The 21,857-nt window shown below is 63.0% G+C and carries 18 protein-coding genes; 8 read left to right on the top strand and 10 right to left on the bottom strand.

Translation table 11 applies throughout. The annotated features are described in order from the left end of the window. The first annotated feature begins 2 nt into the window (after positions 1-2). Positions 3-2,969 carry a Tn3 family transposase gene (locus A6M56_RS00705; protein WP_001138070.1) on the top strand — a complete coding sequence of 989 codons (2,967 nt, stop codon included), beginning with the start codon at positions 3-5 and terminating at the stop codon, positions 2,967-2,969. Between the two features lie 67 nt (positions 2,970-3,036). Here A6M56_RS00705 and cadR read toward each other — a convergent pair whose 3' ends face one another. Beyond that, positions 3,037-3,468 carry a Cd(II)/Pb(II)-responsive transcriptional regulator gene (gene cadR, locus A6M56_RS00710; protein WP_009277754.1) on the bottom strand — a complete coding sequence of 144 codons (432 nt, stop codon included), beginning with the start codon at positions 3,466-3,468 and terminating at the stop codon, positions 3,037-3,039. A gap of 87 nt (positions 3,469-3,555) precedes the next feature. Here cadR and A6M56_RS00715 point away from each other — a divergent pair, with 87 nt between their 5' ends. Both A6M56_RS00715 and A6M56_RS00720 read left to right on the top strand, forming a co-directional pair. Further along, complete coding sequence (locus A6M56_RS00715; protein ID WP_012435722.1) at positions 3,556-5,958, top strand: heavy metal translocating P-type ATPase; 2,403 nt, start codon at positions 3,556-3,558, stop codon at positions 5,956-5,958. Next, positions 5,955-6,560: a phosphatase PAP2 family protein gene (locus A6M56_RS00720; protein WP_009241695.1), complete on the top strand. Its 606-nt coding sequence runs from the start codon at positions 5,955-5,957 to the stop codon at positions 6,558-6,560. Before A6M56_RS00715 ends, A6M56_RS00720 begins: the two co-directional genes overlap by 4 nt. Before the next feature lie 51 nt (positions 6,561-6,611). Here A6M56_RS00720 and A6M56_RS00725 read toward each other — a convergent pair whose 3' ends face one another. From A6M56_RS00725 to A6M56_RS00755, 7 genes are all read right to left on the bottom strand, one after another. Beyond that, a complete protein-coding gene (locus A6M56_RS00725) occupies positions 6,612-6,950 on the bottom strand; it encodes a copper-binding protein (protein WP_004635229.1) in 339 nt (112 codons plus the stop codon). Next, positions 6,947-10,114 (bottom strand): efflux RND transporter permease subunit, encoded by a 3,168-nt coding sequence (locus tag A6M56_RS00730; RefSeq protein WP_004635226.1) that lies wholly within the window; start codon positions 10,112-10,114, stop codon positions 6,947-6,949. Before A6M56_RS00730 ends, A6M56_RS00725 begins: the two co-directional genes overlap by 4 nt. Further along, on the bottom strand, positions 10,111-11,661 hold the full coding sequence (locus A6M56_RS00735; protein ID WP_004635224.1) for an efflux RND transporter periplasmic adaptor subunit: 1,551 nt from the start codon (positions 11,659-11,661) through the stop codon (positions 10,111-10,113). The genes A6M56_RS00730 and A6M56_RS00735 overlap by 4 nt, the downstream gene beginning before the upstream one ends. Next, the gene (locus tag A6M56_RS00740) at positions 11,658-12,962 is read right to left on the bottom strand and encodes a TolC family protein (protein WP_004635223.1); all 1,305 of its coding nucleotides are present in this window, start codon (positions 12,960-12,962) and stop codon (positions 11,658-11,660) included. The genes A6M56_RS00735 and A6M56_RS00740 overlap by 4 nt, the downstream gene beginning before the upstream one ends. Before the next feature lie 71 nt (positions 12,963-13,033). Next, on the bottom strand, positions 13,034-13,453 hold the full coding sequence (locus A6M56_RS00745; protein WP_009277756.1) for a hypothetical protein: 420 nt from the start codon (positions 13,451-13,453) through the stop codon (positions 13,034-13,036). A gap of 150 nt (positions 13,454-13,603) precedes the next feature. Next, complete coding sequence (locus A6M56_RS00750) at positions 13,604-13,804, bottom strand: hypothetical protein (protein WP_004635218.1); 201 nt, start codon at positions 13,802-13,804, stop codon at positions 13,604-13,606. Positions 13,805-14,409: 605 nt separating this feature from the next. Beyond that, complete coding sequence (locus A6M56_RS00755) at positions 14,410-14,910, bottom strand: hypothetical protein (protein WP_004635214.1); 501 nt, start codon at positions 14,908-14,910, stop codon at positions 14,410-14,412. A 185-nt stretch (positions 14,911-15,095) separates the two neighbouring features. On the opposite strand from A6M56_RS00755, the gene A6M56_RS00760 reads away from it, so the two are divergent. The 5 genes from A6M56_RS00760 to A6M56_RS00780 are packed head-to-tail and all read left to right on the top strand — an operon-like array spanning position 15,096 to position 19,039. Next, a complete protein-coding gene (locus A6M56_RS00760) occupies positions 15,096-17,549 on the top strand; it encodes a heavy metal translocating P-type ATPase (RefSeq protein ID WP_004635213.1) in 2,454 nt (817 codons plus the stop codon). Then, positions 17,546-17,764 (top strand): hypothetical protein, encoded by a 219-nt coding sequence (locus A6M56_RS00765; protein ID WP_004635211.1) that lies wholly within the window; start codon positions 17,546-17,548, stop codon positions 17,762-17,764. The genes A6M56_RS00760 and A6M56_RS00765 overlap by 4 nt, the downstream gene beginning before the upstream one ends. Before the next feature lie 14 nt (positions 17,765-17,778). Further along, positions 17,779-18,078: a YHS domain-containing protein gene (locus A6M56_RS00770; protein ID WP_004635209.1), complete on the top strand. Its 300-nt coding sequence runs from the start codon at positions 17,779-17,781 to the stop codon at positions 18,076-18,078. Positions 18,079-18,122: 44 nt separating this feature from the next. Then, positions 18,123-18,374 carry a DUF2933 domain-containing protein gene (locus tag A6M56_RS00775; protein ID WP_004635207.1) on the top strand — a complete coding sequence of 84 codons (252 nt, stop codon included), beginning with the start codon at positions 18,123-18,125 and terminating at the stop codon, positions 18,372-18,374. A 2-nt stretch (positions 18,375-18,376) separates the two neighbouring features. Next, on the top strand, positions 18,377-19,039 hold the full coding sequence (locus A6M56_RS00780) for a methyltransferase family protein (RefSeq protein WP_004635205.1): 663 nt from the start codon (positions 18,377-18,379) through the stop codon (positions 19,037-19,039). A gap of 415 nt (positions 19,040-19,454) precedes the next feature. Here the strand turns inward: A6M56_RS00780 and A6M56_RS00785 are convergent, their stop codons facing one another. Continuing rightward, on the bottom strand, positions 19,455-21,338 hold the full coding sequence (locus A6M56_RS00785) for a DUF3141 domain-containing protein (RefSeq protein ID WP_004635203.1): 1,884 nt from the start codon (positions 21,336-21,338) through the stop codon (positions 19,455-19,457). A gap of 186 nt (positions 21,339-21,524) precedes the next feature. After that, positions 21,525-21,770 carry a hypothetical protein gene (locus A6M56_RS00790; RefSeq protein ID WP_004635201.1) on the bottom strand — a complete coding sequence of 82 codons (246 nt, stop codon included), beginning with the start codon at positions 21,768-21,770 and terminating at the stop codon, positions 21,525-21,527. Positions 21,771-21,857: the final 87 nt, after the last annotated feature.

The raw sequence follows: 21,857 nt of genomic DNA on the forward strand, positions 1-21,857 counted from the left end.
ATATGCCACGTCGTTCAATCCTGTCCGCCGCCGAGCGCGAAAGCCTGCTGGCGTTGCCGGACACCAAGGATGAGTTGATCCGTCACTACACGTTCAGCGAAACCGACCTCTCCATCATCCGGCAGCGGCGCGGCCCGGCCAACCGGCTGGGCTTCGCCGTGCAGCTCTGTTACCTGCGCTTTCCTGGTGTCATCCTGGGCGTCGATGAGCCGCCGTTTCCGCCCTTGTTGAAACTGGTCGCCGACCAGCTCAAGGTCAGCGTCGAAAGCTGGGACGAATACGGGCAGCGGGAGCAGACCCGGCGCGAGCACCTGGTCGAACTGCAAACGGTGTTCGGCTTCCAGCCCTTTACCATGGGCCACTACCGGCAGGCCGTCCAGTTGCTGACCGAGATGGCCTTGCAGACCGACAAGGGCATCGTGCTGGCCAGCACCTTGATCGAGCACCTGCGGCAGCAGTCGGTCATTCTGCCTGCCCTCAACGCCGTCGAGCGGGCGAGCGCCGAAGCAATCACCCGCGCCAACCGGCGCATCTACGATGCCTTGGCCGAACCGCTGTCGGACGCGCATCGCCGCCGCCTCGACGATCTGCTCAAGCGTCGGGACAACGGCAAAACGACCTGGCTGGCCTGGCTGCGCCAATCGCCCGTCAAACCGAATTCGCGGCACATGCTGGAACACATCGAACGCCTCAAAGCGTGGCAGGCGCTCGACCTGCCTTCTGGCATCGAGCGGTCGGTGCACCAGAACCGCCTGCTCAAGATCGCCCGTGAGGGTGGCCAGATGACGCCCGCCGACCTGGCCAAGTTCGAGGCGCAGCGACGCTATGCCACCCTGGTGGCGCTTGCCATCGAGGGCATGGCCACCGTCACCGACGAAATCATCGACCTGCACGACCGCATCCTGGGCAAGCTGTTCAACGCCGCCAAGAACAAGCATCAGCAGCAATTCCAGGCGTCCGGCAAGGCGATCAACGCCAAGGTGCGGCTGTTCGGCCGCATCGGCCAGGCGCTGATCGAGGCCAAGCAGGCGGGCCGCGATCCGTTCGCCGCCATCGAGGCCGTCATGTCCTGGGATGCCTTCGCCGAGAGCGTCACCGAAGCGCAGAAGCTTGCGCAGCCCGAGGACTTCGATTTCCTGCACCGCATCGGCGAAAGCTACGCCACGCTGCGCCGCTACGCGCCGGAATTCCTTGCCGTGCTCAAGCTGCGGGCCGCTCCCGCCGCGAAGGACGTGCTCGACGCCATCGAGGTGCTGCGCGGCATGAACAGCGACAACGCCCGCAAGGTGCCCGCCGACGCGCCGACCGAGTTCATCAAGCCGCGCTGGCAGAAGCTGGTCATGACCGACACCGGCATCGACCGGCGCTACTACGAACTGTGCGCGCTGTCGGAGATGAAGAACGCGTTGCGTTCCGGCGACATCTGGGTGCAGGGGTCGCGCCAGTTCAAGGACTTCGAGGACTACCTGGTGCCGCCCGCGAAATTCGCCAGCCTCAAGCAGGCCAGCGAATTGCCGCTGGCCGTGGCCACCGACTGCAACCGGTACCTGAACGACCGGCTGACGCTGCTGGAAACACAGCTTGCCACCGTCAACCGTATGGCGACGGCCAACGAGCTGCCGGACGCCATCATCACCGAGTCAGGCTTGAAGATCACGCCGCTCGACGCGGCGGTACCCGACACCGCCCAAGCGCTGATCGACCAGACGGCAATGATCCTGCCGCACGTCAAGATCACCGAACTGCTGCTGGAGGTGGACGAATGGACGGGCTTCACTCGGCATTTCGCGCATCTGAAATCGGGCGACCCGGCCAAAGACAAGAACCTGTTGCTGACCACGATCCTCGCCGACGCGATCAACCTGGGCCTGACCAAGATGGCGGAGTCTTGCCCCGGCACGACCTACGCCAAGCTGGCTTGGCTGCAAGCCTGGCACATCCGCGACGAAACCTACGGGGCGGCGCTGGCCGATCTGGTCAACGCACAGTTCCGCCATCCCTTCGCCGAGCACTGGGGCGACGGCACCACCTCATCGTCGGACGGCCAGAACTTCCGCACCGGCAGCAAGGCCGAGAGCACCGGCCACATCAACCCGAAATACGGGAGCAGCCCAGGGCGGACGTTCTACACCCACATTTCTGACCAGTACGCGCCATTTCACACCAAGGTCGTGAACGTCGGCGTGCGCGATTCGACCTACGTGCTCGACGGCCTGCTGTACCACGAGTCCGACTTGCGGATCGAGGAGCATTACACCGACACGGCGGGCTTCACCGATCACGTCTTCGCCCTGATGCACCTCCTGGGCTTCCGCTTCGCGCCGCGCATCCGCGACCTGGGCGACACCAAGCTCTACATCCCGAAGGGCGACGCCGCCTATGACGCGCTGAAACCCATGATCGGCGGCACGCTCAACATCAAGCACGTCCGCGCCCATTGGGACGAAATCCTGCGGCTGGCCACCTCGATCAAGCAGGGCACGGTGACGGCCTCCCTGATGCTCCGAAAGCTCGGCAGCTACCCACGCCAGAACGGCCTGGCCGTGGCGCTCCGCGAGCTGGGCCGCATCGAGCGCACGCTGTTCATCCTGGACTGGCTGCAAAGCGTGGAACTGCGCCGCCGCGTGCATGCCGGCCTGAACAAGGGCGAGGCGCGCAATGCGCTGGCCAGGGCAGTGTTTTTCAACCGCCTGGGTGAAATCCGCGACCGCAGTTTCGAGCAGCAGCGCTACCGGGCTAGCGGCCTCAATCTGGTAACGGCTGCCGTCGTGTTGTGGAACACGGTCTATCTGGAACGGGCTGCGCACGCGCTGCGTGGCAACGGCCATGCCGTTGATGACGCGCTGTTGCAGTACCTGTCGCCGCTCGGTTGGGAGCACATCAACCTCACCGGCGATTACCTCTGGCGCAGCAGCGCCAAGATCGGCGCGGGCAAGTTCAGGCCGCTACGACCGCTGCAACCGGCTTAGCGTGCTTTATTTTCCGTTTTCTGAGGCGACCCCACATAGCGAACCCGTTCGGCCATTCCCCTTCGTGTCAGCGGTGCGTGCCGTCTCCAGTGCACGTGCCGCTACCTTCGGACAACCCCTGCAGGATTCCGCAAGCTTCTGCAGCTCGCCCGTCGGAACAGGTCTCGCGCAGCGCGCACAAATGGTGCTTTAACACCCCCAGTGCCTCGATACGCCGCTCGACTTCCTCGATGTGCTTGTCCAGGAGGGTGTTCACCGCGCCGCAATCCTCGTCCGGTCGCTCGCGGTAGCGCAGGAGTGTCCGCACGTCGTTCAGCGGCATGTCCAATGACCGGCAGTGGAGGATGAACTGCAGCCGCTCAATGTGCCGCTCGCTGTACAGCCGGAAGTTGCCCGAGCTGCGGTCCGGCGGCGGCAACAGGCCTTCGCGCTCGTAGTACCGGATGGTTTGAATCGGGCAGGCCGTGCGCTTGGCGAATTCACCGATCTGAATGTTCATGATGTCGGGCCGAAGTCCCTTGACTCTATAGTAGCTATAGAGTGTGTACTTGAGTCCAATCCATTTCAAGCGACAAAGGGAGGTGCTGTGAGTGATTGCGGCTCCAAGGGGTGCGGTTGTGCTGCCACCAACGTGGTGACGCCGGCGGACGGCGATGCGGCGGCTGTTGACCTGAAACGATCCCGCTACCGGATCGACAACATGGACTGCCCGACGGAAGAAACGCTCATTCGCAATAAGCTGGCGGCGCTGCCCGGCGTGGTCAACCTTGAGTTCAACCTGATGCAGCGTTCGCTGGCCGTCCAGCACCGGCTGCCATCCCCGGCGCCGATCGAGCAAGCCTTGGCAGCCGTTGGCATGCGAGCGGTTCGCGCCGATGAAAGCCCCGCCGGGCAGAGCACAGTCCTGACCATTCGTCAGATGGACTGCCCGACCGAAGAAACGCTGATTCGCGGCAAGCTGGCGGGCATGGCGGGCGTGTCAGACATGCAGTTCAATCTCGTCCAACGCACACTCGCCGTTCAACACGCTGCCGATGCGCTACCGCAAGTGCTGGCTGCCATTCAGTCGCTTGGCTTCGATGCCGAGGTGCGCGACCGCTCTGCCGCAGCACCGCTTCCCGAACAAGATGCCGCGCCCACCAAATGGTGGCCGCTTGCCATTGCCGGCGCGAACGCCGTCTTGGCGGAAGTGGTGTATTGGCTCAACGGTGGCAACCATTGGGTGGTGGTGATCCTGGCGCTGGCCGCGATCCTGACCGGCGGGCTGTCCACCTACAAGAAAGGCTGGATCGCGCTCAAGAACCGCAACCTGAACATGAACGCCCTCATGTCGATCGCAGTCACTGGGGCGATGGTGATCGGCCATTGGCCGGAAGCGGCGATGGTGATGGTCCTCTTCGCCTTGGCGGAGGTCATCGAAGCCCGTTCGCTGGACCGCGCCCGAGATGCGATCCGGGGGCTGATGGATCTCGCCCCGGAGACAGCCACGGTACAGCGCAGCGACGGCAGTTGGTCCGACGTCGATGCCAAGACCGTGGCCGTTGGCAGCCGTGTGCGGGTCAAGCCGGGCGAGCGCATCGCGCTCGATGGCACGATTCTGCAGGGGCGGTCATCCGTCAATCAGGCGCCGATCACGGGCGAGAGCCTGCCGGTCGAGAAGGCAGCGGGCGACTCCGTGTTCGCCGGCACCATCAACGAATCCGGGTCGTTCGAATATCGCGTCACCGCAGCGGCAAGCGACTCCACACTGGCACGGATCATTCACGCCGTCGAGGCCGCGCAAGGCAGTCGAGCGCCCACGCAGCGCTTCGTTGACCAGTTCGCCCGGCTGTACACGCCCATTGTGTTCGCGGTTGCGCTTGCGGTGGCCATCGTCCCTCCGCTGGTCTTCGGTGCGACTTGGCTGGACTGGATCTACAAGGCCCTAGTTCTTCTCGTGATTGCTTGCCCCTGCGCGCTCGTGATCTCGACGCCGGTGAGCATTGTGAGCGGCCTGGCGGCCGCCGCGAAGCGCGGCATCCTCATCAAGGGCGGCGTCTATCTGGAAGAGGGACGCAAGCTGAAATGGTTGGCGCTCGACAAGACCGGCACGATCACGCACGGCAAGCCAGCGCAGACGGACGTCGTGGCCTGGAACGGTGCGGACGCGTCCGCCGCCCAGATCCTGGCAGCTAGCCTGGCTGCCCGCTCCGACCATCCCGTCTCCCTGGCCGTGGCCCGCGCGGCGCAGGACCAAGGCCTAGCCCTGCGCGACGTCACCGATTTTGCGGCCTTGCCCGGACGCGGCGTCCGGGGCCATGTCAACGGTGCGCTCTATCACCTGGGCAATCATCGTCTGGTCGAGGAACTGGGCGTGTGTTCGCCGGCATTGGAAGCACAGCTTGCCGTGCTGGAAACCCAGGGCAAAACGGTCGTGATGCTGATCGGCCAGGACGGCGTACGCGCGTTGTTCGGTGTGGCGGACACCATCAAGGACAGCAGTCGCCAAGCGATCAAGGAATTGCACGCACTGGGCATCAAGACTTTGATGCTGAGCGGCGACAATCCGCACACCGCAGAGGCGATTGCGCAGCAGGTCGGTATCGACGAGGCTCGCGGTAATCTGCTGCCGGAAGACAAGCAGCGCGAAATCGAGCGCCGATCCGCACAAGGAACCATCGGCATGGTCGGCGATGGCATCAACGATGCGCCGGCGCTGGCACGGGCCGATATTGGATTCGCAATGGGCGCGGCCGGGACGGACACGGCGATCGAAACGGCCGACGTTGCGCTGATGGACGACGATCTGCGCAAGCTCCCGGCGTTTGTACGACTATCCCGGTCCACGGCCGGGGTGCTGAAGCAGAACATTGCGCTGGCGCTCGGCATCAAGGTCGTGTTCCTGGCACTGACCTTTACAGGCCAGGCCACCATGTGGATGGCGGTGTTTGCCGACATGGGCGCCAGCCTGCTGGTGGTCGGCAACGGGCTGAGGTTGCTGCGCAAATGAATTGGAAGTTCCTCGTGTACGACTGGGGCGGCTGGAACGTCGCGCTATTCCACGCCATCAACTCGGGGATGCCAAGCGCCCTGGACCCGGTGGCGTGGTGCTTTAGCCTGATTGGCAACTACTGGACTGCGCCGCTCTTGCTGCTGGGGCTCTGGCGGTGGTCGATATCAGCGTCGAATCCAGCGCGCGCGTGCGCTGTCAGGCAACGCCTCGTCACGTTTGGGTTGGCCTTCGCGCTTGCCCTGCTGGCCGCTTCCGCCTTGAAGTGGTGGCTGGATTTCCCACGGCCACCGGCGGTACTCGGCCACCTCGTGCACGTCATTGGTGAGCCGGAACTGCACTACAGCCTGCCGAGCGGGCACTCGACGTTCGCAGCGCTTGTGGTCGGGGCACTCTGGCCCTTGGTGGGTTTTCGGGGGCGTCTCGCGTTGGTGTTCTACGCCGCGTTGGTCGGGTGGTCGCGTGTTGCCGCCGGGATGCATTTCCCGGCGGATGTGGTCGCCGGCTGGATGCTCGGGGCTAGCAGCGTCGCTATAGCAGGGTTGTTGCGCTCAGCATTGATGTCACGACAAGGCGCCCTCGTGAAGGGACTTTCTGGCTGATTCCGCAGCATGCAGCGGCGCACGACCGATGGGCCGTGCGCCGCCGAGGGTTTACTTGCTCCGCAAATCGACGACGGTCGGCTGACCGTCGACCATATCAAAGACGGCCCACACCGCTTGGCCCTCCTTGAAGTGCTGCAGTGATGCCTTGTCCTTGACGGCAAACGTCATCGTCATGGCGCCCATGCCGAGATTGTCGATGGCGCCGTGCTTAAGCGTGACCTTGCCGGTGTCGAGGTAGATCTTGCGGACCTCTGCTGCCACGGGCTTGGGCGCCTGCTTGGTTTGACCAGCAGGCTTCATGTCCATACCTTCCATCGGCGTGGCCGCAAAGGCGGCTGGAGTCGACGCCAGCGTCAGGGCGAATACAACAGCGGAAACGTAGTTCATCGTGAGACCTTGTCATGAGAGGGTGGTTGGGGAATGGATTGCCCGCTGCCACGCCTGCGCAGCAGCAGGTAGACAGCAGGAACGACAAACAGGGACAGCAACGGCGCGGTGATCATGCCGCCGACCATCGGCGCGGCAATGCGCTGCATGACTTCGGAGCCTGTGCCGTCCGACCACATGATCGGGAGCAGGCCAGCCAGGATGACGGCCACCGTCATGGCCTTGGGGCGTACACGCAGCACGGCGCCTTCCTGAATCGCTTCCAGTAGCGCTTGGGTAGAAGTTTGACCGTTTTCCTGCCGCTCGGTCCAAGCGTGTTTGAGATAGAGCAGCATGATCACGCCGAATTCGGCCGCCACCCCGGCGAGCGCAATGAAGCCGACGACTCCGGCCACCGACAGGTTATAGCCGAGCAGATACAGCAGCCAGAACCCGCCGATCAGTGCGAGCGGCAGCGTGCCCATGATGAGCAGCGCCTCGTCGATACGGCCGAACACGAGGTACAGCAGCACGAAGATGATCAGCAAGGTGAATGGTACGACCACCTGCAGCTTGGCACTCGCACGCTCCAGGTACTCGAACTGCCCTGACCAGCTCAGCGCGTAGCCCGCCGGCATCGGCACCGCCTTGGTCACTGCTGCCTGCATGTCCTTCACCGCCGAGCGCAGGTCGCGCCCCCGGATATCGACATAGATCCAACCCGAGAGCCGGGCATTCTCGCTGCGCAGCATCGGCGGGCCCTGCACGACGCGGATGTCCGCGACGTCGGACAACACAATCTGCTGGCCCCGGTCAGTGACAATCGGCAAACGCCGCAACTGCTCCACGGAATCCCGATAATCGCGCGGATAGCGGAGGTTGATCGGGAAGCGGGCCAGGCCGTCAACCACCTCACCGACATTATCGCCACCGATGGCGGATGACACGATGCTTTGCACGTCGTCGATGTTCAGGCCGTATCGGCCGGCGGCCTGTCGGTTGATGTCCACGTCGATGTATCGTCCGCCGGACAACCGCTCCGCTAGCGCAGAGGTGACACCCGGCACGGTTTTGACGGTCTCCTCGATCCGAGTGGTCAGTCGATCGATCTCCTTCAAGTCCGTGCCCGCCACCTTGATGCCGACCGGGCTCTTGATGCCGGTGGCGAGCATGTCGATGCGGTTGCGGATCGGTGGCACCCAGATGTTGGACAGCCCCGGCACCTTGACCACGCGGTCGAGTTCTTCCACCAGTTTGTCGGTCGTCATACCGGGGCGCCACTGGTCGTGCGGCTTGAACTGGATGGTGGTCTCGAACATCTCGATCGGCGCCGGGTCCGTTGCGCTGTCCGCGCGCCCAGCCTTGCCGTACACGCTGGCCACTTCGGGAACCGTCTTGATGAGGCGGTCGGTCTGCTGCAGGAGCTGAGCCGCCTTGCCGGCCGACAACCCAGGCAATGCTGACGGCATATACAGCAGATCGCCCTCATCCAGCGGCGGCATGAATTCGCCGCCTGTGCGCAGGATCGGCCAGGCCGTTGCCCCCAGCAGCACAATGGCGATAGCGACCGTCGCCTTGGGATACGCCAGCACCTTGGACAGCATTGGCTGGTAGAGGCGGATCAGCCAGCGGCTGAGCGGGTTCGATTGCTCGCTCGGGATACGCCCGCGGATCAGGTAGCCCATCAGCACAGGCACCAGCGTGACCGACAACCCAGCCGCTGCCGCCATCGAATACGTCTTGGTGAACGCCAGCGGCGAGAACAGGCGGCCCTCCTGCGCCTCCAGCGTGAACACGGGGATGAACGACAGCGTGATGATCAGCAGCGAGAAGAACAGCGCCGGCCCCACTTCTGCCGCCGATTCCCCGATCACGTTCCAGCGCTCGTGGCCTGTGAGTTCGCGGCCGGGGTTGTCCTCGAGCCAATGCTCCAGATGTTTGTGCGCGTTCTCGATCATCACCACGGCCGCGTCGACCATGGCGCCGACGGCGATGGCGATGCCACCCAGCGACATGATGTTGGCGTTGACGCCCTGGTATCGCATCACCAGGAAGGCCGCCAGGACGCCCAGCGGCAGCGAGACGATTGCCACCAGTGCCGAGCGCAGATGGAACAGGAACACCAGGCACACGACAGCGACGACGATGAATTCCTCGATCAGCTTGTGCGTCAGGTTGTCCACCGCGCGCTTGATCAAACCGGACCGGTCGTAGACAGGAACGATCTCCACGCCTTCGGGCAGACTGGTGCGCAGCGTGGCGAGCTTGGCCTTGACGGCTTCGATCGTCTCCAGGGCATTCTTGCCTGAACGCAGGATGACGACGCCACCTGCCACCTCGCCCTGACCGTTCAGTTCCGCGATGCCACGGCGCATCTCGGGCCCGAGTTGGACGGTGGCGACATCGCCCAAATGCACGGCGATGCCCGCATCGTTCGTCATCAGGGGAATCTGCCGGAAGTCGTCGAGCGTCTTCAGGTAGCCGCTGGCGCGGACCATGTACTCGGCTTCGCCCAGTTCCAGCACGGAGCCACCGGTCTCCTGGTTGGCACCCTTGAGCGCTGCCAGCACCTTGGCCTGTGTCAGGTTGAACGCACGCAGCCGGTCCGGCTGCAACACCACCTGGAACTGCTTGACCATGCCGCCGACGGAAGCGACCTCCGCGACGTTCGGCAGGGCCTTCAACTCGAAGCGCAGGAACCAGTCCTGCAACGCCCGCAGTTGGGCCAAGTCGTGCCGGCCGGTCTTATCGACCAGCGCGTATTCGTAGATCCAGCCCACGCCGGTGGCATCCGGGCCCAGCGCCGGTTTGGCCGCCGCAGGCAGGCGGGACTGCACCTGGTTCAAGTACTCCAGCACGCGCGAGCGTGCCCAATACAGGTCAGTCCCGTCCTCGAACAGCACATAGACGAACGAATCGCCGAAGAACGAGTAGCCGCGCACCGTCTTGGCGCCCGGCACCGACAGCATGGTGGTGGTCAGCGGATACGTGACCTGGTTTTCCACGATCTGCGGCGCTTGGCCAGGGAACGGCGTGCGGATGATGACCTGTACGTCCGACAGGTCGGGCAGCGCATCGAGCGGCGTGCTGCGCGCGGCCCACAGACCCCAGGCCGTCAGCATGACGGTCGCTAGCAGCACCAGGAAGCGGTTGCGGATGGACGCGAGAATCAGCCGTGCGATCATGGCTTGCCCCCCTGATCCGCGCCGGCCGGCTCGACCGAGGACAGGACTGCCATGCCATCGTCATGCAGTTGGAACCGGAAGCGCACACGGTCCCCAGGCTTGAAGCGCTTTGGCAGGCCGGAGGGCGGTGCGGCAAAATCCATTGTCATCGCGCTCCAGTGCGCGGACGGAATCGCGCCATGTGAGATCGTCAGGCCTTCGCTGGTGACAGCCTCAATGCGGCCGACGCCTTCATGCTCGATGGCGGCCGCTGCGGGCGCGGAGGCCGCAGGTGGCGATGCCATGCGTTGGGCGGTGCCGCGCAGGCTAGCTTCCGAATCAATCAGGAACTGCCCGGAAACCACCACCTTCTGTCCCGCGCTCAAACCGTCGGTCACTTCGGTCTGCCCATTGGCTTCGGCTCCGGTCTTGACTTCGATGGGGTTGAAGCCGCCATTGCCGGCGTCCACCATGACGATCGTGCGCGTACCGGTGCGAATCAACGCCTCCGTGGGGACCAGCAGCTTGTCCGGGCCGGCTTGCGCGCCAAACCGCACGTTGGCGAACATGCCGGGCAAGAGGCGGCGGTCCCGGTTCTGGAGTTCGACGCGCACCTTGACGGTTCGCGTATTGGCATTGACGTCGGGCAGGATGGCATCCACCTTGCCGGTCAGCGCGTGTCCAGCGATTGCCGTCGCCGTGGCCGTCACCGCCTGGCCCGGGCGGATGGCCGATGCTTGGCTCTCGGGAATCTCCGCCAAGACCCACACGGTGGACAAGTCGGCAATCTTGAAGAGCGTCATGCCGGGTGCGACAGCCATGCCGTCCCGGACCCCGACCTCGGTGATGACGCCATCGATGTCGCTGGAAATCGCCAGCCGTGGCTGTGGCTTGCCGGTGGATTCGACCAGCCGGATCTGCGCCTCCGTCATGCCGGCCTGGCGCATGCGCAGCAACGCTGCGCTGCGCAGGTCCCCCTGCAGGGCGTTGGCCGTACGCGAAACGGCCAGGTACTCCTCTTGTGCGGCGACCCATTCCGGCGCGTAGACGACGATCAGCGGTTGCCCGCGCTTGACCGGGTCTAACGTGGTTTTCGCGTACGCCCGTTCGACAAAGCCGGCGGCGCGCGCTTGAATGATCTCGATGCCGCGCTCGTTGATGGCGATATTGCCGGGCACTTCCAGCATGGCGTCCAGCCGGCCGGTCTTGACCTCAGCCGTGCGCACAGCAAGATTCTGTGCCACACGGCCATCAACCGTGACGGCGGCGCTCCCGCCGGCGCCATTCTCGTAGACGGGGGCAAGCGGCATGTCCATGAAAGGTGATTTGCCTGGTTTGTCGAAACGCTGGCCAGGTGCCATGGGGTCTTGCCAATAGAGAATCCGCTTGCCCGTCTTGGGATCGATGTCGCCCGCTTTGAGCGGGGCATCGGCGGCTTGGGCAGATGCTGCCGCCTGCGTGGGCGCGCTCCGCTGTCCCTGCCTCACGCCAAGGTAGTAGGTGGCGCCCATGCCAAGGCTCGCCAACACCAGACTGGCTGCAATGCGCGCAAAGATGGTTCGGTTCATGGTTGAACTCCAACGTTGGAGGTCGGCTGGTTTGCCGTGGGGAGCGGTTTGAGGAAGGCGAGCTCGGCCCAGAGTTGGGCCGTCGACGCTTCGAGCTTGAGACGTTCCAGCGCAAGGTCGAGTGCCTTGCGGCTTGCCTCGGCGACCGCGGCGAGCGAACCGCTTCCAGTCCGGTAGGACGTTAGCGCTGCCTCGGTTTGCGCGCGCGCTAGCGGGACGGTCGTGGTTTGATAGCGATCCAGGCGGCGTTGGTTCAGTCGCAACGTCTCGCGCTTGCCCAGAATCTGGCCCACCATGTTGCGCCGCAAGACTTCTGCTTGAGCGCGCGCGGCATTGGCTTGCGCCAGCTTGGCCGAGACCTCGCGGTCCTGGCGGTTCTTCTGATCCCAGGGAATCGGCAGGGAGACGTTCAACGACACCATGTTGGCGTAAGCCGGTCCGCGCTGGCTATACATCAGCTCCACCGTCACGTCGGGTGTCTTGGCCGCACGAGAGACACGTCCTTCAGCGTCCGCCATGGCGGCTTGCGCGCTGGCAGCGGCCACATCGGGCAGGGTATCGATGGCCGCGTCGTCCAGCGCGTCGAGCCACTGCGGGACGTCGAACCTGGGGGGCGCGGCGGGCGGGCGGCTGGATGCGTCGCCTACCCAGCGCCGCAGCATGGCCTTGGCAGACGCTTCCGTCGCCCGGGCCTCGTCGGTCCGGTCTTGCAACTGCTGCCGTTCAAGGCGTGCAGCTACGATGTCGGCGCGTGAGCCGCGATTGCCGCGATAGGCCGCCTCGGCTGCCTCGACCTGCAAGGCGACAGAGGCTGTTTGTTCCGCCAGCAGTTGAACGGTACGTGCGGCATACCAGCGGTCAAGCCAGGCTTGCGCTGTGCTGCGCTGGACGGCTGCCAGCGCGGCGACACGCTGTGTTTCGGCCGCGGAGGCCTCGGCGTTGAAACGTTCCGCACGGGCACGGCGCTTCTCGGTCCGCGTGAGCTCTTGCATCACGCTGACCGAGCGCATGGTCATGAAATCGGTGCCGATGGAGAACCGGTCGCTGCCATCGGCGGGAACATTGTTCACGCCGAATTTGAGGACAGGGTCGGGCAGTTGGGCTGCCGCCACGGCCATGTCGAGCGCCGACTGTACACCGGCGCGGGAGGTTTCCGCGTCGGCGGAGCGGGACGATGCCAAGCCGATCGCTTCCTGCAAGGAGAGCGCATCGGTCTGGCTATACGCCAGATGACTGCTTAAAAGCAGCAGGACGGCGAGCGCGAGCAAGCGCCCACCGCGTGGGGGAAAACGCAAAAGCATAAAGCCTCCGGAAAGCAACGACCACCTTGCCGGTTAGGCGGCAAGGCGTGAGAGATACGTCGCTTCGGAGGCTACGTGCGGAAACAGCAGTTCAGGATGGGAATCGGGGGTGGTGGTGCACGGGGCGCCACATCGGCGAGCAAGACCGATTGGCCGTCCGCCATGATGACTGGCTCGGCCGTGATCATCCGGATCAGGACGGGCAGGAAGATGGGAATCTGCGGCGATACGTGATTGGCCGACTTGGTGCCGCTCTGGCAGTGCTCAAGACAGAGGCCGTCATGCTGGTGCACATCCTGCTGCGCCTGCATGGCCATCTCGGGGCACGACTGCACCATGGCACCGGCGTCGGTCGCATCGGCCATGGTGGGCATGACCTCCGCTGAGCCGCGGCTTGCCGCACAGGCGTATGCTGCCGCTGCCAGTTGAACTGTCAGGAAAGCGATGACTAGGAATCCGGCGAACCACGGCCGGCGAAGCGATGCGCGCACGTTCTGCAGATGATGTGATTGGATCGAATGGTAACAGCGGCTACGCGCGATGTGCACGCGGACGCGGCTTATGATCGAACGGGTTGATCTGCCGCAAACGTGCCATCGCGCGATGGGCGTCCTGCCGATAATGCAGAACGCCCCACCGTGTTATTTCGGCGCTTGAATCATGTCTTGGCAGGGCTGCGGCATCGCAGGCATGCCAGCGCTTTTCTGCGCTTGCGCTGCGCGGATCTGCGCAAGTTTCGCGTTGCGAGCTTTCTCGATGACCTGCCAGTCTGGCCCGGCAATGGCCGTCAACGATGTCAAAACAGCCGCCAAGCCGACAGCGGAAAGAATGACCTTCTTCATGGTGATGCTCCAGTGATTTCACGCGGGGCCGGCATGAATGCCGGCTTAGCAATTTGCGTGGCGTATTCGCTTACGCCGCTATACGGATGCCGCACTGCAAAAAGGCGCGATCCGTAAAGCTAAATGGAGCGGGCTCGGGGTGGCCGTTCGAGCGGCACAGGAACTGCGGAAATATAGACAGGCTCCTGGGCGGGAACCAGGATGTGCATCCCCTTGGCGCCGAGCGGCATCGCTGGGCTGGAAAGCGCCCCGATCACAGCGCAGAAAGACACGCAAGGAGCGGTGTCCGTGCAGTCGGAACCACTCTGGGCATGGCCGTCACCGGTGATATGGCAGGGGTGTCCTTTCTCGGCTTGTACGACATCATGCGCTGTCGACAGCCCTGGCAGACCCACAGCGCCGTGCATCTGCATTGATGCCATGGGGAGCCCGCGCGCAGGCAACGCCACGGCAAGCAGCACGATCATCAGCATGCGCCAAAGGGATTCATCGCGCGCGGATTTTTGTCAGATGTTGCGTAGGTTCAAGCTAACGGTCAGCAGGTATGCGTCACGCACGCCTGTTGACCAATTCTGGGCAGTATTCACCTTCCCACAATGGCAACGTCAAGGTTTCTTTGATGGTTCCTGCTGTTTGAGCATCTGGTCCATCATCATCTGCATCATGTCCATGCGGTTTTCCATCATGTTCATGCGCTGCTCCATGGGCATGCCCGAGCCGCCCATCATCGGCGCCGCACCGCCGGCCCCCATCCCTTGACCGCCCATCATGTCCATCATCATCGGGCCGCCCATACCGTGCATTGTCTGCATCGTGTCCTGCATGGCCTGCATGTGCTCGGCCATCAGACGTTGCCGTTCCTTCGGGTCCTTGGTCTGATGGATCTTGTCCATCTGGGCCTGCATCTTCTTCATCTGCTGACGGGCTTGCTCGAAGCGCTTTTCCGTATCCGCAGAGTTTGCCGTGGCAGGGGCAGTCTTCGCTGGGGTTGCCGCACTAGGCTGGCTCGCTGCGGCGGGGTGGTGCTCGTCAACGGCCCAGACCGATGCACTGGCGATCAGCAGCGCGCCTGCTACAAGAAAGCCAACATGCTTGTTGTTCGTCATGGTGCTGCCTCCTGAAATGATGGGATTTCATTTTGATATGCGATCGGTGGTCGCCAGTTGACGTATCACAACGAATTGCTCTCGCTTGACCCGTATCAACCTCCCGTTCCGGGCGTGGAACACACTGCAATCGTAGTTGTGCCCAGACCTAATCAAGTTAAACAATCAGCACATCCGAGGTTGGCATGCCAAGCGATTCCATCGGACACCATCGTGGCGATCAAGTGGTCGGTCGGCAGAGCGCGCTGCGCATCGCTCAACCGGTCGTCGATGCCGGTCGCGTGCGCGATCCGGTTTGCGGTATGGAGATTTCCCCTGCGCAGGCAGCAGCCAGCACGGAAGTCGGGCATCAGCGCTATTGGTTCTGTTCTCGGCACTGTGAGAAGACTTTTCTCGCTGATCCGGCGCGATATCTCTCGCATGACGCGCATGACGCGCATGACCACGACGGCGCGGCCCATGATCACGCGCCAACCGGAGTTGCTGCGGTGTCCGCAAGCACGAAGCAACTGGCCAAGGACCCCATCTGCGGAATGATGGTTGACAAGGCCACTGCCTTGTCCGCAGAGCGAGGAGGGCGAAAGTACTACTTCTGCAGCGAGAGCTGTCTGCACACGTTTGAGTCGCCGGAGTCCGAACTGAAGGCGATGAAGACGCGCGTCACCATTGCCTTGACCGGTGTGCTGGCGTTGGCGGTGTTACGCGCCGGGGCGTTTCTGGCCTTGGCTGCAGGTGCGACCCTGCTGACTTGGGCGCCCATTCCGGCGCTGCCTTGGTTCACATGGGGAATATGGCTGTTCCTGCTGGTGACCCCCGTACAGTTCATTGGAGGTTGGAGCTTCTACAAAGGCGCGTGGAACGCGGTCCGCACGCGCAACATCAACATGGATTTCCTGATCGCGCTGGGTACGTCGGTAGCGTACTTCTACAGCGTGGTCGTGTTGTTCTTCCCATCCTGGTTGCCGGTGAAGGTGGCCGAACGCGATGTCTACTTCGAGGTGTCCGCGGTCATCATCGCTTTTGTGCTGCTGGGCAAGTACATGGAGGAGATCATCAAAAAGAAGTCCTCCGCCGCAGTCCGTCGCCTGCTTGACCTCAAGCCCGCTGTGGCGCACGTGATTCGCGATGGCAAGGAAGTCGAGATTCCCGCCGAAAGCATCATGGTCTCGGAGCTGGTAGTGGTCCGCCCCGGCGAGAAGATTCCAACCGATGGCAAGGTGACGGACGGGCAAACCAGCGTGGACGAATCGATGCTGACCGGGGAGTCGATGCCAGTTGACAAGAAGCCTGGGGCAACGGTGATCGGCGGTACGCTGAACCGGTCAGGCGCCTTTACGTTCCAGGCGACCCGCATCGGTGCGGATACGGCGCTGGCGCAGATCATCAAGATGGTAGAAGACGCGCAGGCAAGCTCGGCACAGATTCAGCGGCTGGCCGACCAGGTGACCGGCTATTTTGTGCCGGCGGTCGTGGGCGTTGCACTGCTGGCTGTCATCGGATGGACGCTCGCGGGGCATTTCCCGCAGGGGCTGCTCGCCTTTATTGCCGTGCTTATCATCTCCTGCCCGTGCGCTCTGGGTGTAGCGACGCCTGCCGCCTTGATGGTCGGCGTGGGAAAAGGCGCGGACGCCGGCATCCTGATCCGCGGCGGCGAAGTGCTCGAACGCGCTGAGAAATTGACCACCGTTGTCTTTGACAAGACGGGCACGATTACGCGCGGCGAACCGACCGTGACCGATATCCTGCCGCTTGGGACACACCAGGAAGCCGAGCTGCTCAGTATTGCTGCAGCGGTCGAGTCCGGCTCGGAGCATCCGCTGGGCGAAGCGATCGTCCGTGCCGCACAGCATCGTGAGCTGGCGACGCGTAAGGCGAACAACATCCAGGCGCTGTCGGGGATGGGTATTCAGGGGGCCATCGACGGCCAGCAGGCCTGGCTAGGAAACCGGCGCATGCTCGCGCAGCAGGCCATCTCAGTCGATACGATTGAAGCGACGCTGGCCGGGCTGGAGGCTGATGGCAAGACAGCGATGCTGGCGGGGATCGGGCATGAACTGCTTGGCATCATCGCCGTGGCCGATACGGTCAAGCCAGAGGCGTCAGAGGCCATTGCCATGCTCAAGTCGCGCGGCATCAAGGTGGTTCTGCTCAGTGGGGATAACCAGCGCACCGCGCAAGCTATCGGGCGGCAGGTCGGCATCGAGCGCGTAATCGCAGAGGTCATGCCGGAAGACAAGGTCAAGACCATCCAGGGCTTGCAGAAGGACGGCGAGGTGGTTGCCATGGTCGGCGATGGGGTCAACGACGCGCCCGCGCTCGCTGCGGCGGATATCGGCGTCGCTATCGGCTCGGGCTCGGATGTGGCCAAGGAGACCGGCAGCATCATCCTGATCCGCAATGACGTACGCGACGTGGCGGCTTCCATCGAGTTGTCCCGCGCCACGATGCGCAAGATCAAGCAGAACCTGTTTTGGGCCTTCTTCTACAACACCATCGGCATTCCGGTGGCGGCTTTCGGCCTGCTCAATCCCATCCTGGCGGCGGCGGCGATGTCGCTGTCCTCGCTTAGCGTGGTGGCGAATTCGGCCATGCTCAAGCGCGTGCGGCTGACAAGTAAGGCGCAGGAGGTGCCGGCATGAAACCCGCTGTCTGGTTCTGTGCCGCCGTGGCGACGGCGCTGGCCGCCGCCATCCTCTATTGGTACGGAATCTCACTGTTCTCGGTGCTGGTTGCGCTGATTCTCCTGGCCTGTCCGGTCTGGGTGATCTGGATGAGTTTGCGTCTTTCACGGCAAACCAGACGAGAGGTTGAGGCGGCAGTGGAGCGGGAACTGAAATCGCGTAGGAAGTCGTAAGACGGAGGTGGAAAATGACCTGGCTTTCGCAAAACCTGATCTGGATCGTGCTGGGCGGATTGGTGGTGGTGTTCCTTTGGCGCAGCCAAGCGATGCGCTCCAGAGGCGGCGAGGGTGCCGGCATGATGCACGGCGCTCCAGATGCAAACAGTGACCCAGTGACCGGAAACCGGGTTGACCCGACCCACGCCATCACGGCCAATTTTGAAGGGAAGACGTTCTACTTCGAGTCTGAGCAATCTCGCGCGGTCTTTCAGCAGAATCCTTCACGTTTCGTCCACCAACACCATCGCCATCACGGCGGGTGCTGCTAGCCAGCCTTTTTTCAAGCCGATTGCCTGTGGACGAGGAGGCTCGCATGAATGATCAAATGAACCCTGAAGATGGGCCGCACGCGGCGCACAGGACAGTCTTCAGGTCCAGGTGGGTTTTGATAGGCTTCCTGCTTGTGATCGCCTATTTCCTGTTCACGGAACATCGGGCACACGTGATCCCGTTCCTGCCCTTCCTGTTGCTCGCTACTTGCCCGTTGATGCACCTGTTCATGCACCACGGCCACCAAGACGAAGGGGGCGAGCCGTCAACGCACGTACATCCAAAGGGAGAGTAACGATGCAGCACGACACACAATCCGGCTACGGGCTCTGGTCGTTGGTCATCATCAACTCGGCCATCTTCATCATCTTCGCTTTCAGCTTCACCAAGCCAAAGACCTCGCGTGACTGGCGGTCCTTCGGGGCCTTCTCGGCGTTTCTCGTGGCGCTGTTTACGGAGATGTACGGGTTCCCACTGACGATCTACTTGTTGCTGCCCTGGTTGAGCAAGCATTTTCCCGGTATCGATTTCCTCTCTCACGACGCGGGGCATTTGCTGGAGGTGATGTTCGGCTGGCGCGCTAATCCGCATTTCGGGCCGTTCCACATCCTAAGCAACCTGCTGATCTTCGGTGGTTTCATCATGCTCGCTTCCGCCTGGCGGGTGCTGTATCTGGCGCAGCAGCAGCACCGTCTGGCCACCGGTGGACTCTATACCCGCATGCGCCATCCGCAATATGTGGCGTTTGTCCTGATCATGCTCGGCTTCCTGCTGCAGTGGCCGACGTTGCTCACGCTGATCATGTTTCCAGTGCTGGTCTGGATGTATGTTCATCTCGCGCTGACTGAGGAGCGAGATGCGCTGGCCGAGTTCGGCCGGGCATACGAAGCGTATTGTGAGCGCACACCACGTTTCATCCCCCGTTGGAGCAGTGGTGCGTCGAAGGCGTCGTCTCATTGATCACGACATCCTCGGCAGGAGGCAACCCTTCGCAGCCGCTGTAACAGAGTCCGCCACTCTGATCCTCTTCTCCACGTAATGCACGTTGGCTTGGCTGGCGGCGCCCGAACCTTTCGTGGATTTCATGGGCACGCTTTTCCATGGCGTAGATTTCAAGCATCTGCCGGCCAACTGCTCACGTGATGGTCCCTTCTGTATCCCGCCATCATGTTTGTAGTACGGTTCTTTGCGGCGGGCGCCTTCTTTTAGTCGCCGCACAACGGCCAGTTAGGTCAAAGAGAAAGCGCTGCCCGCTGAGGCTCGCGTTGCTAGTGCGCTTGGCCGGCAAATTCGAGCGCCCGTTGATTGGGCCATTGCCCATGTCTGGATCATCACAACCGCCCATTGGATATGCAGCTAAGAGTCGCCGGAAACCTCACCGCACGTCAGTGTCGCAAGCGCTGCAAGCTTGGCGAACCGTTGCTTCTCCAACGTCGCAGTCACGATGGTCTGATGCCGGAATATAAGACTGCGCAAACGAGTAGGGCCAAGATGGCCCGTAAAGCCACTGGAATGCCGTCTCGGCCACCAAGTCGCGCACTGACCGACCTGTCTCAAGTGTGTGTGTCAGCGTGGCGCTAAGCGCTTCTTCCGAAGCGCGCCAGATATTGTCTTCCCCGGCTTTTCGCCTGGAGGCCCTCACGCCCGCAGCCATGGCGGCTACGAGCAACAGCCATGGTTGGAACCGCTCGGACCATGCATAGCGCGTCCAGCGCATCGGATGGCTCCATTTCAGCCATTCAGCGCTCCACGGCGTTGCCAGCGCGCGCACGGTTGGGCTCCAGAACTGGTCATACAGCCGTTCGTTGATTTCCGAGACGGCGCGCACATGCTCGAACAGGGCACGCGGGTATGGGAATTGAATGTCTTCGACGCGACGCGGCTCAAACGTGACCCCGCGTTGGGAGTTGTTCTGTGGCGGCGCATCGGAGTGTTCCGACAGCTTCATCTCGTACAAGCCGGGCGGCAGCGCCTCAATCGCATCGAGGCTTTGCAGGATCGCGCGATGCTCGTGACGCGCCACGCTTGCGGAGACGAAAATGCCGAGGTGTCCGACATGCGGGTTGGTGAGATACACGATTCGCTGGCCGGCGGCGACCAGAGCTTCCGTACTTTCGTACACGACGGGAATCCAGCCGAGCGCCTGGTGCGGTGGCGTGATGTTGTCGCCGTACGAGGCAAAGATGACGATCGGTTTGCAAATGCGCCGTAAGTCGACCGTGCACTTACCGTCGACATGCACTTCGCCGGTTTCCAACTTGTTGCCGACAAAAAGATCCTGGATGGTTGCGACCAGTTCTTCCCGGCTGAGAAAGTAAAAGCCATTCCACCAGCGCTCGAATTCCAAAAACCGGTCACCTTCACCATCCGGATCGGCGAAGACAGTGTAGAGCTTGGTCCAGAGCGCGGACTCAGGCTTGAGTGCCTCGAAGTTCTGTACCAGCCATGCACCGTCAAAACGGCCGTTGCCCAGATCGGCAAGAAAGTTTGCTGACCACACGCCGCCGGTGAACGCCCCGAGCAGGCGCATCGGGTTGACGCCTGCTTCGCCGGACCAGTACGAGAGCGGGGAGCCGTTGAGCACCGCAGGGCAGGCGACGCGCTCGCAGCAGTGGGCAGACAGGAGCATCACTTCCCAGCCGGCCTGGCAGTTGCCGTAGAGCACCGGCGCCTGCCCGTCATGCCGTCGCGCGACCTCCTCGACGAAGGTACGAAGCGCGTTCAGGACGTCGCCAAGGGTCTGTCCGCGGCAGGGGGCCGGGAAGAAGCTGACAAAGTAGACAGGATGGCCTTCGGCGAGGGCCATGCCGACTTCCGAATCGCGCTTGAAGCCCCCAATGCCCGGTCCGTGACCGGCACGCGGGTCGATGACGATGACGGGGGTTGCATCCGCCCGAACCTGTCGCTCCAGGTGGTCGGTGCCACAGCGCGTGATACGGAGCAGGGCATAGTTGGCCGGGCGCTCGAAGGTTCGCGCATCCAGTAGCAATTCGTAGTCGAAATGCAGCGGTGGCGGCAGGCCGGCCTCCTCATGGGCCAACATATTGTTGGCGCGTTGCCGCAGGATATCGATGAACAGAATCCACCGCTGCGTGACATCCACCCAGTAGTCCCACCCTTGCTCAAGAGGGGGCTCGGCAGGTGCCGGCTGTGGCTCGGCCTGGTGGTCCGGTTCGCTAACCAACCGCAGCGCCGGGGCTGCTACACCCGGCGCCGATCGGGCCGGACGTCGTTTGCGCTGTACCGTACGGTCTGTCATCACACCACCTCATCACTTCCTGTGAAAGTCGTGATGTCCGTCACCAGACAGTGCGGACACGGGCTGCAAATCATGCGGTGCAACTGCATGGGCCTTGTAGGCCAGCTTAGCCGCATCGGGCCGAACTTCGTTGTCGCAGGTCAGGTGAATTGAAGCGCGGGCTCTTTTCTGAGCCCGCGCGCAGACTTACTTGGTATCGGGATGGAAATGCTTGGACTTGTCCCTGCCCTTGGTGTCCTCGGCGGGGGCGGCCGCCGGCGCGCTGGCGGCGGAAGCGCCAGCTTTCTCGGCGACGTGCGAATGCGGTTTCATTTTGTGCGCGCCGGAGGCTTCGGATGCCATGGGCATGTCGTTGTCCGTGGCAAATACGCCGGCCGACATGGATGCGGCGGTTGCAAGCAGCAGTGCGGAAAGGATGGTTTTGCGGTTCACGTTGTGTCTCCTAGCGATAAAAGTTGGCGGTTCAGTTTTGCAGTCCATTCTGGGTGATGAGGGGCCACTATTGCACTGACTCCTGCT

Source organism: Ralstonia sp. RL (genome assembly GCF_001683835.1).
GTDB classification, from domain to species: Bacteria; Pseudomonadota; Gammaproteobacteria; order Burkholderiales; family Burkholderiaceae; genus Ralstonia; species Ralstonia mannitolilytica.

Excerpts from the sequence above, each read along its gene's own strand:
- A6M56_RS00705 (WP_001138070.1), top strand. The coding sequence starts at position 3 with ATGCCACGTCGTTCAATCCTGTCCGCCGCCGAGCGCGAAAGCCTGCTG.
- cadR (WP_009277754.1), bottom strand. The coding sequence starts at position 3,468 with ATGAACATTCAGATCGGTGAATTCGCCAAGCGCACGGCCTGCCCGATT.
- A6M56_RS00720 (WP_009241695.1), top strand. The coding sequence starts at position 5,955 with ATGAATTGGAAGTTCCTCGTGTACGACTGGGGCGGCTGGAACGTCGCG.
- A6M56_RS00725 (WP_004635229.1), bottom strand. The coding sequence starts at position 6,950 with ATGAACTACGTTTCCGCTGTTGTATTCGCCCTGACGCTGGCGTCGACT.
- A6M56_RS00730 (WP_004635226.1), bottom strand. The coding sequence starts at position 10,114 with ATGATCGCACGGCTGATTCTCGCGTCCATCCGCAACCGCTTCCTGGTG.
- A6M56_RS00735 (WP_004635224.1), bottom strand. The coding sequence starts at position 11,661 with ATGAACCGAACCATCTTTGCGCGCATTGCAGCCAGTCTGGTGTTGGCG.
- A6M56_RS00740 (WP_004635223.1), bottom strand. The coding sequence starts at position 12,962 with ATGCTTTTGCGTTTTCCCCCACGCGGTGGGCGCTTGCTCGCGCTCGCC.
- A6M56_RS00750 (WP_004635218.1), bottom strand. The coding sequence starts at position 13,804 with ATGAAGAAGGTCATTCTTTCCGCTGTCGGCTTGGCGGCTGTTTTGACA.
- A6M56_RS00755 (WP_004635214.1), bottom strand. The coding sequence starts at position 14,910 with ATGACGAACAACAAGCATGTTGGCTTTCTTGTAGCAGGCGCGCTGCTG.
- A6M56_RS00760 (WP_004635213.1), top strand. The coding sequence starts at position 15,096 with ATGCCAAGCGATTCCATCGGACACCATCGTGGCGATCAAGTGGTCGGT.
- A6M56_RS00765 (WP_004635211.1), top strand. The coding sequence starts at position 17,546 with ATGAAACCCGCTGTCTGGTTCTGTGCCGCCGTGGCGACGGCGCTGGCC.
- A6M56_RS00770 (WP_004635209.1), top strand. The coding sequence starts at position 17,779 with ATGACCTGGCTTTCGCAAAACCTGATCTGGATCGTGCTGGGCGGATTG.
- A6M56_RS00775 (WP_004635207.1), top strand. The coding sequence starts at position 18,123 with ATGAATGATCAAATGAACCCTGAAGATGGGCCGCACGCGGCGCACAGG.
- A6M56_RS00780 (WP_004635205.1), top strand. The coding sequence starts at position 18,377 with ATGCAGCACGACACACAATCCGGCTACGGGCTCTGGTCGTTGGTCATC.
- A6M56_RS00785 (WP_004635203.1), bottom strand. The coding sequence starts at position 21,338 with ATGACAGACCGTACGGTACAGCGCAAACGACGTCCGGCCCGATCGGCG.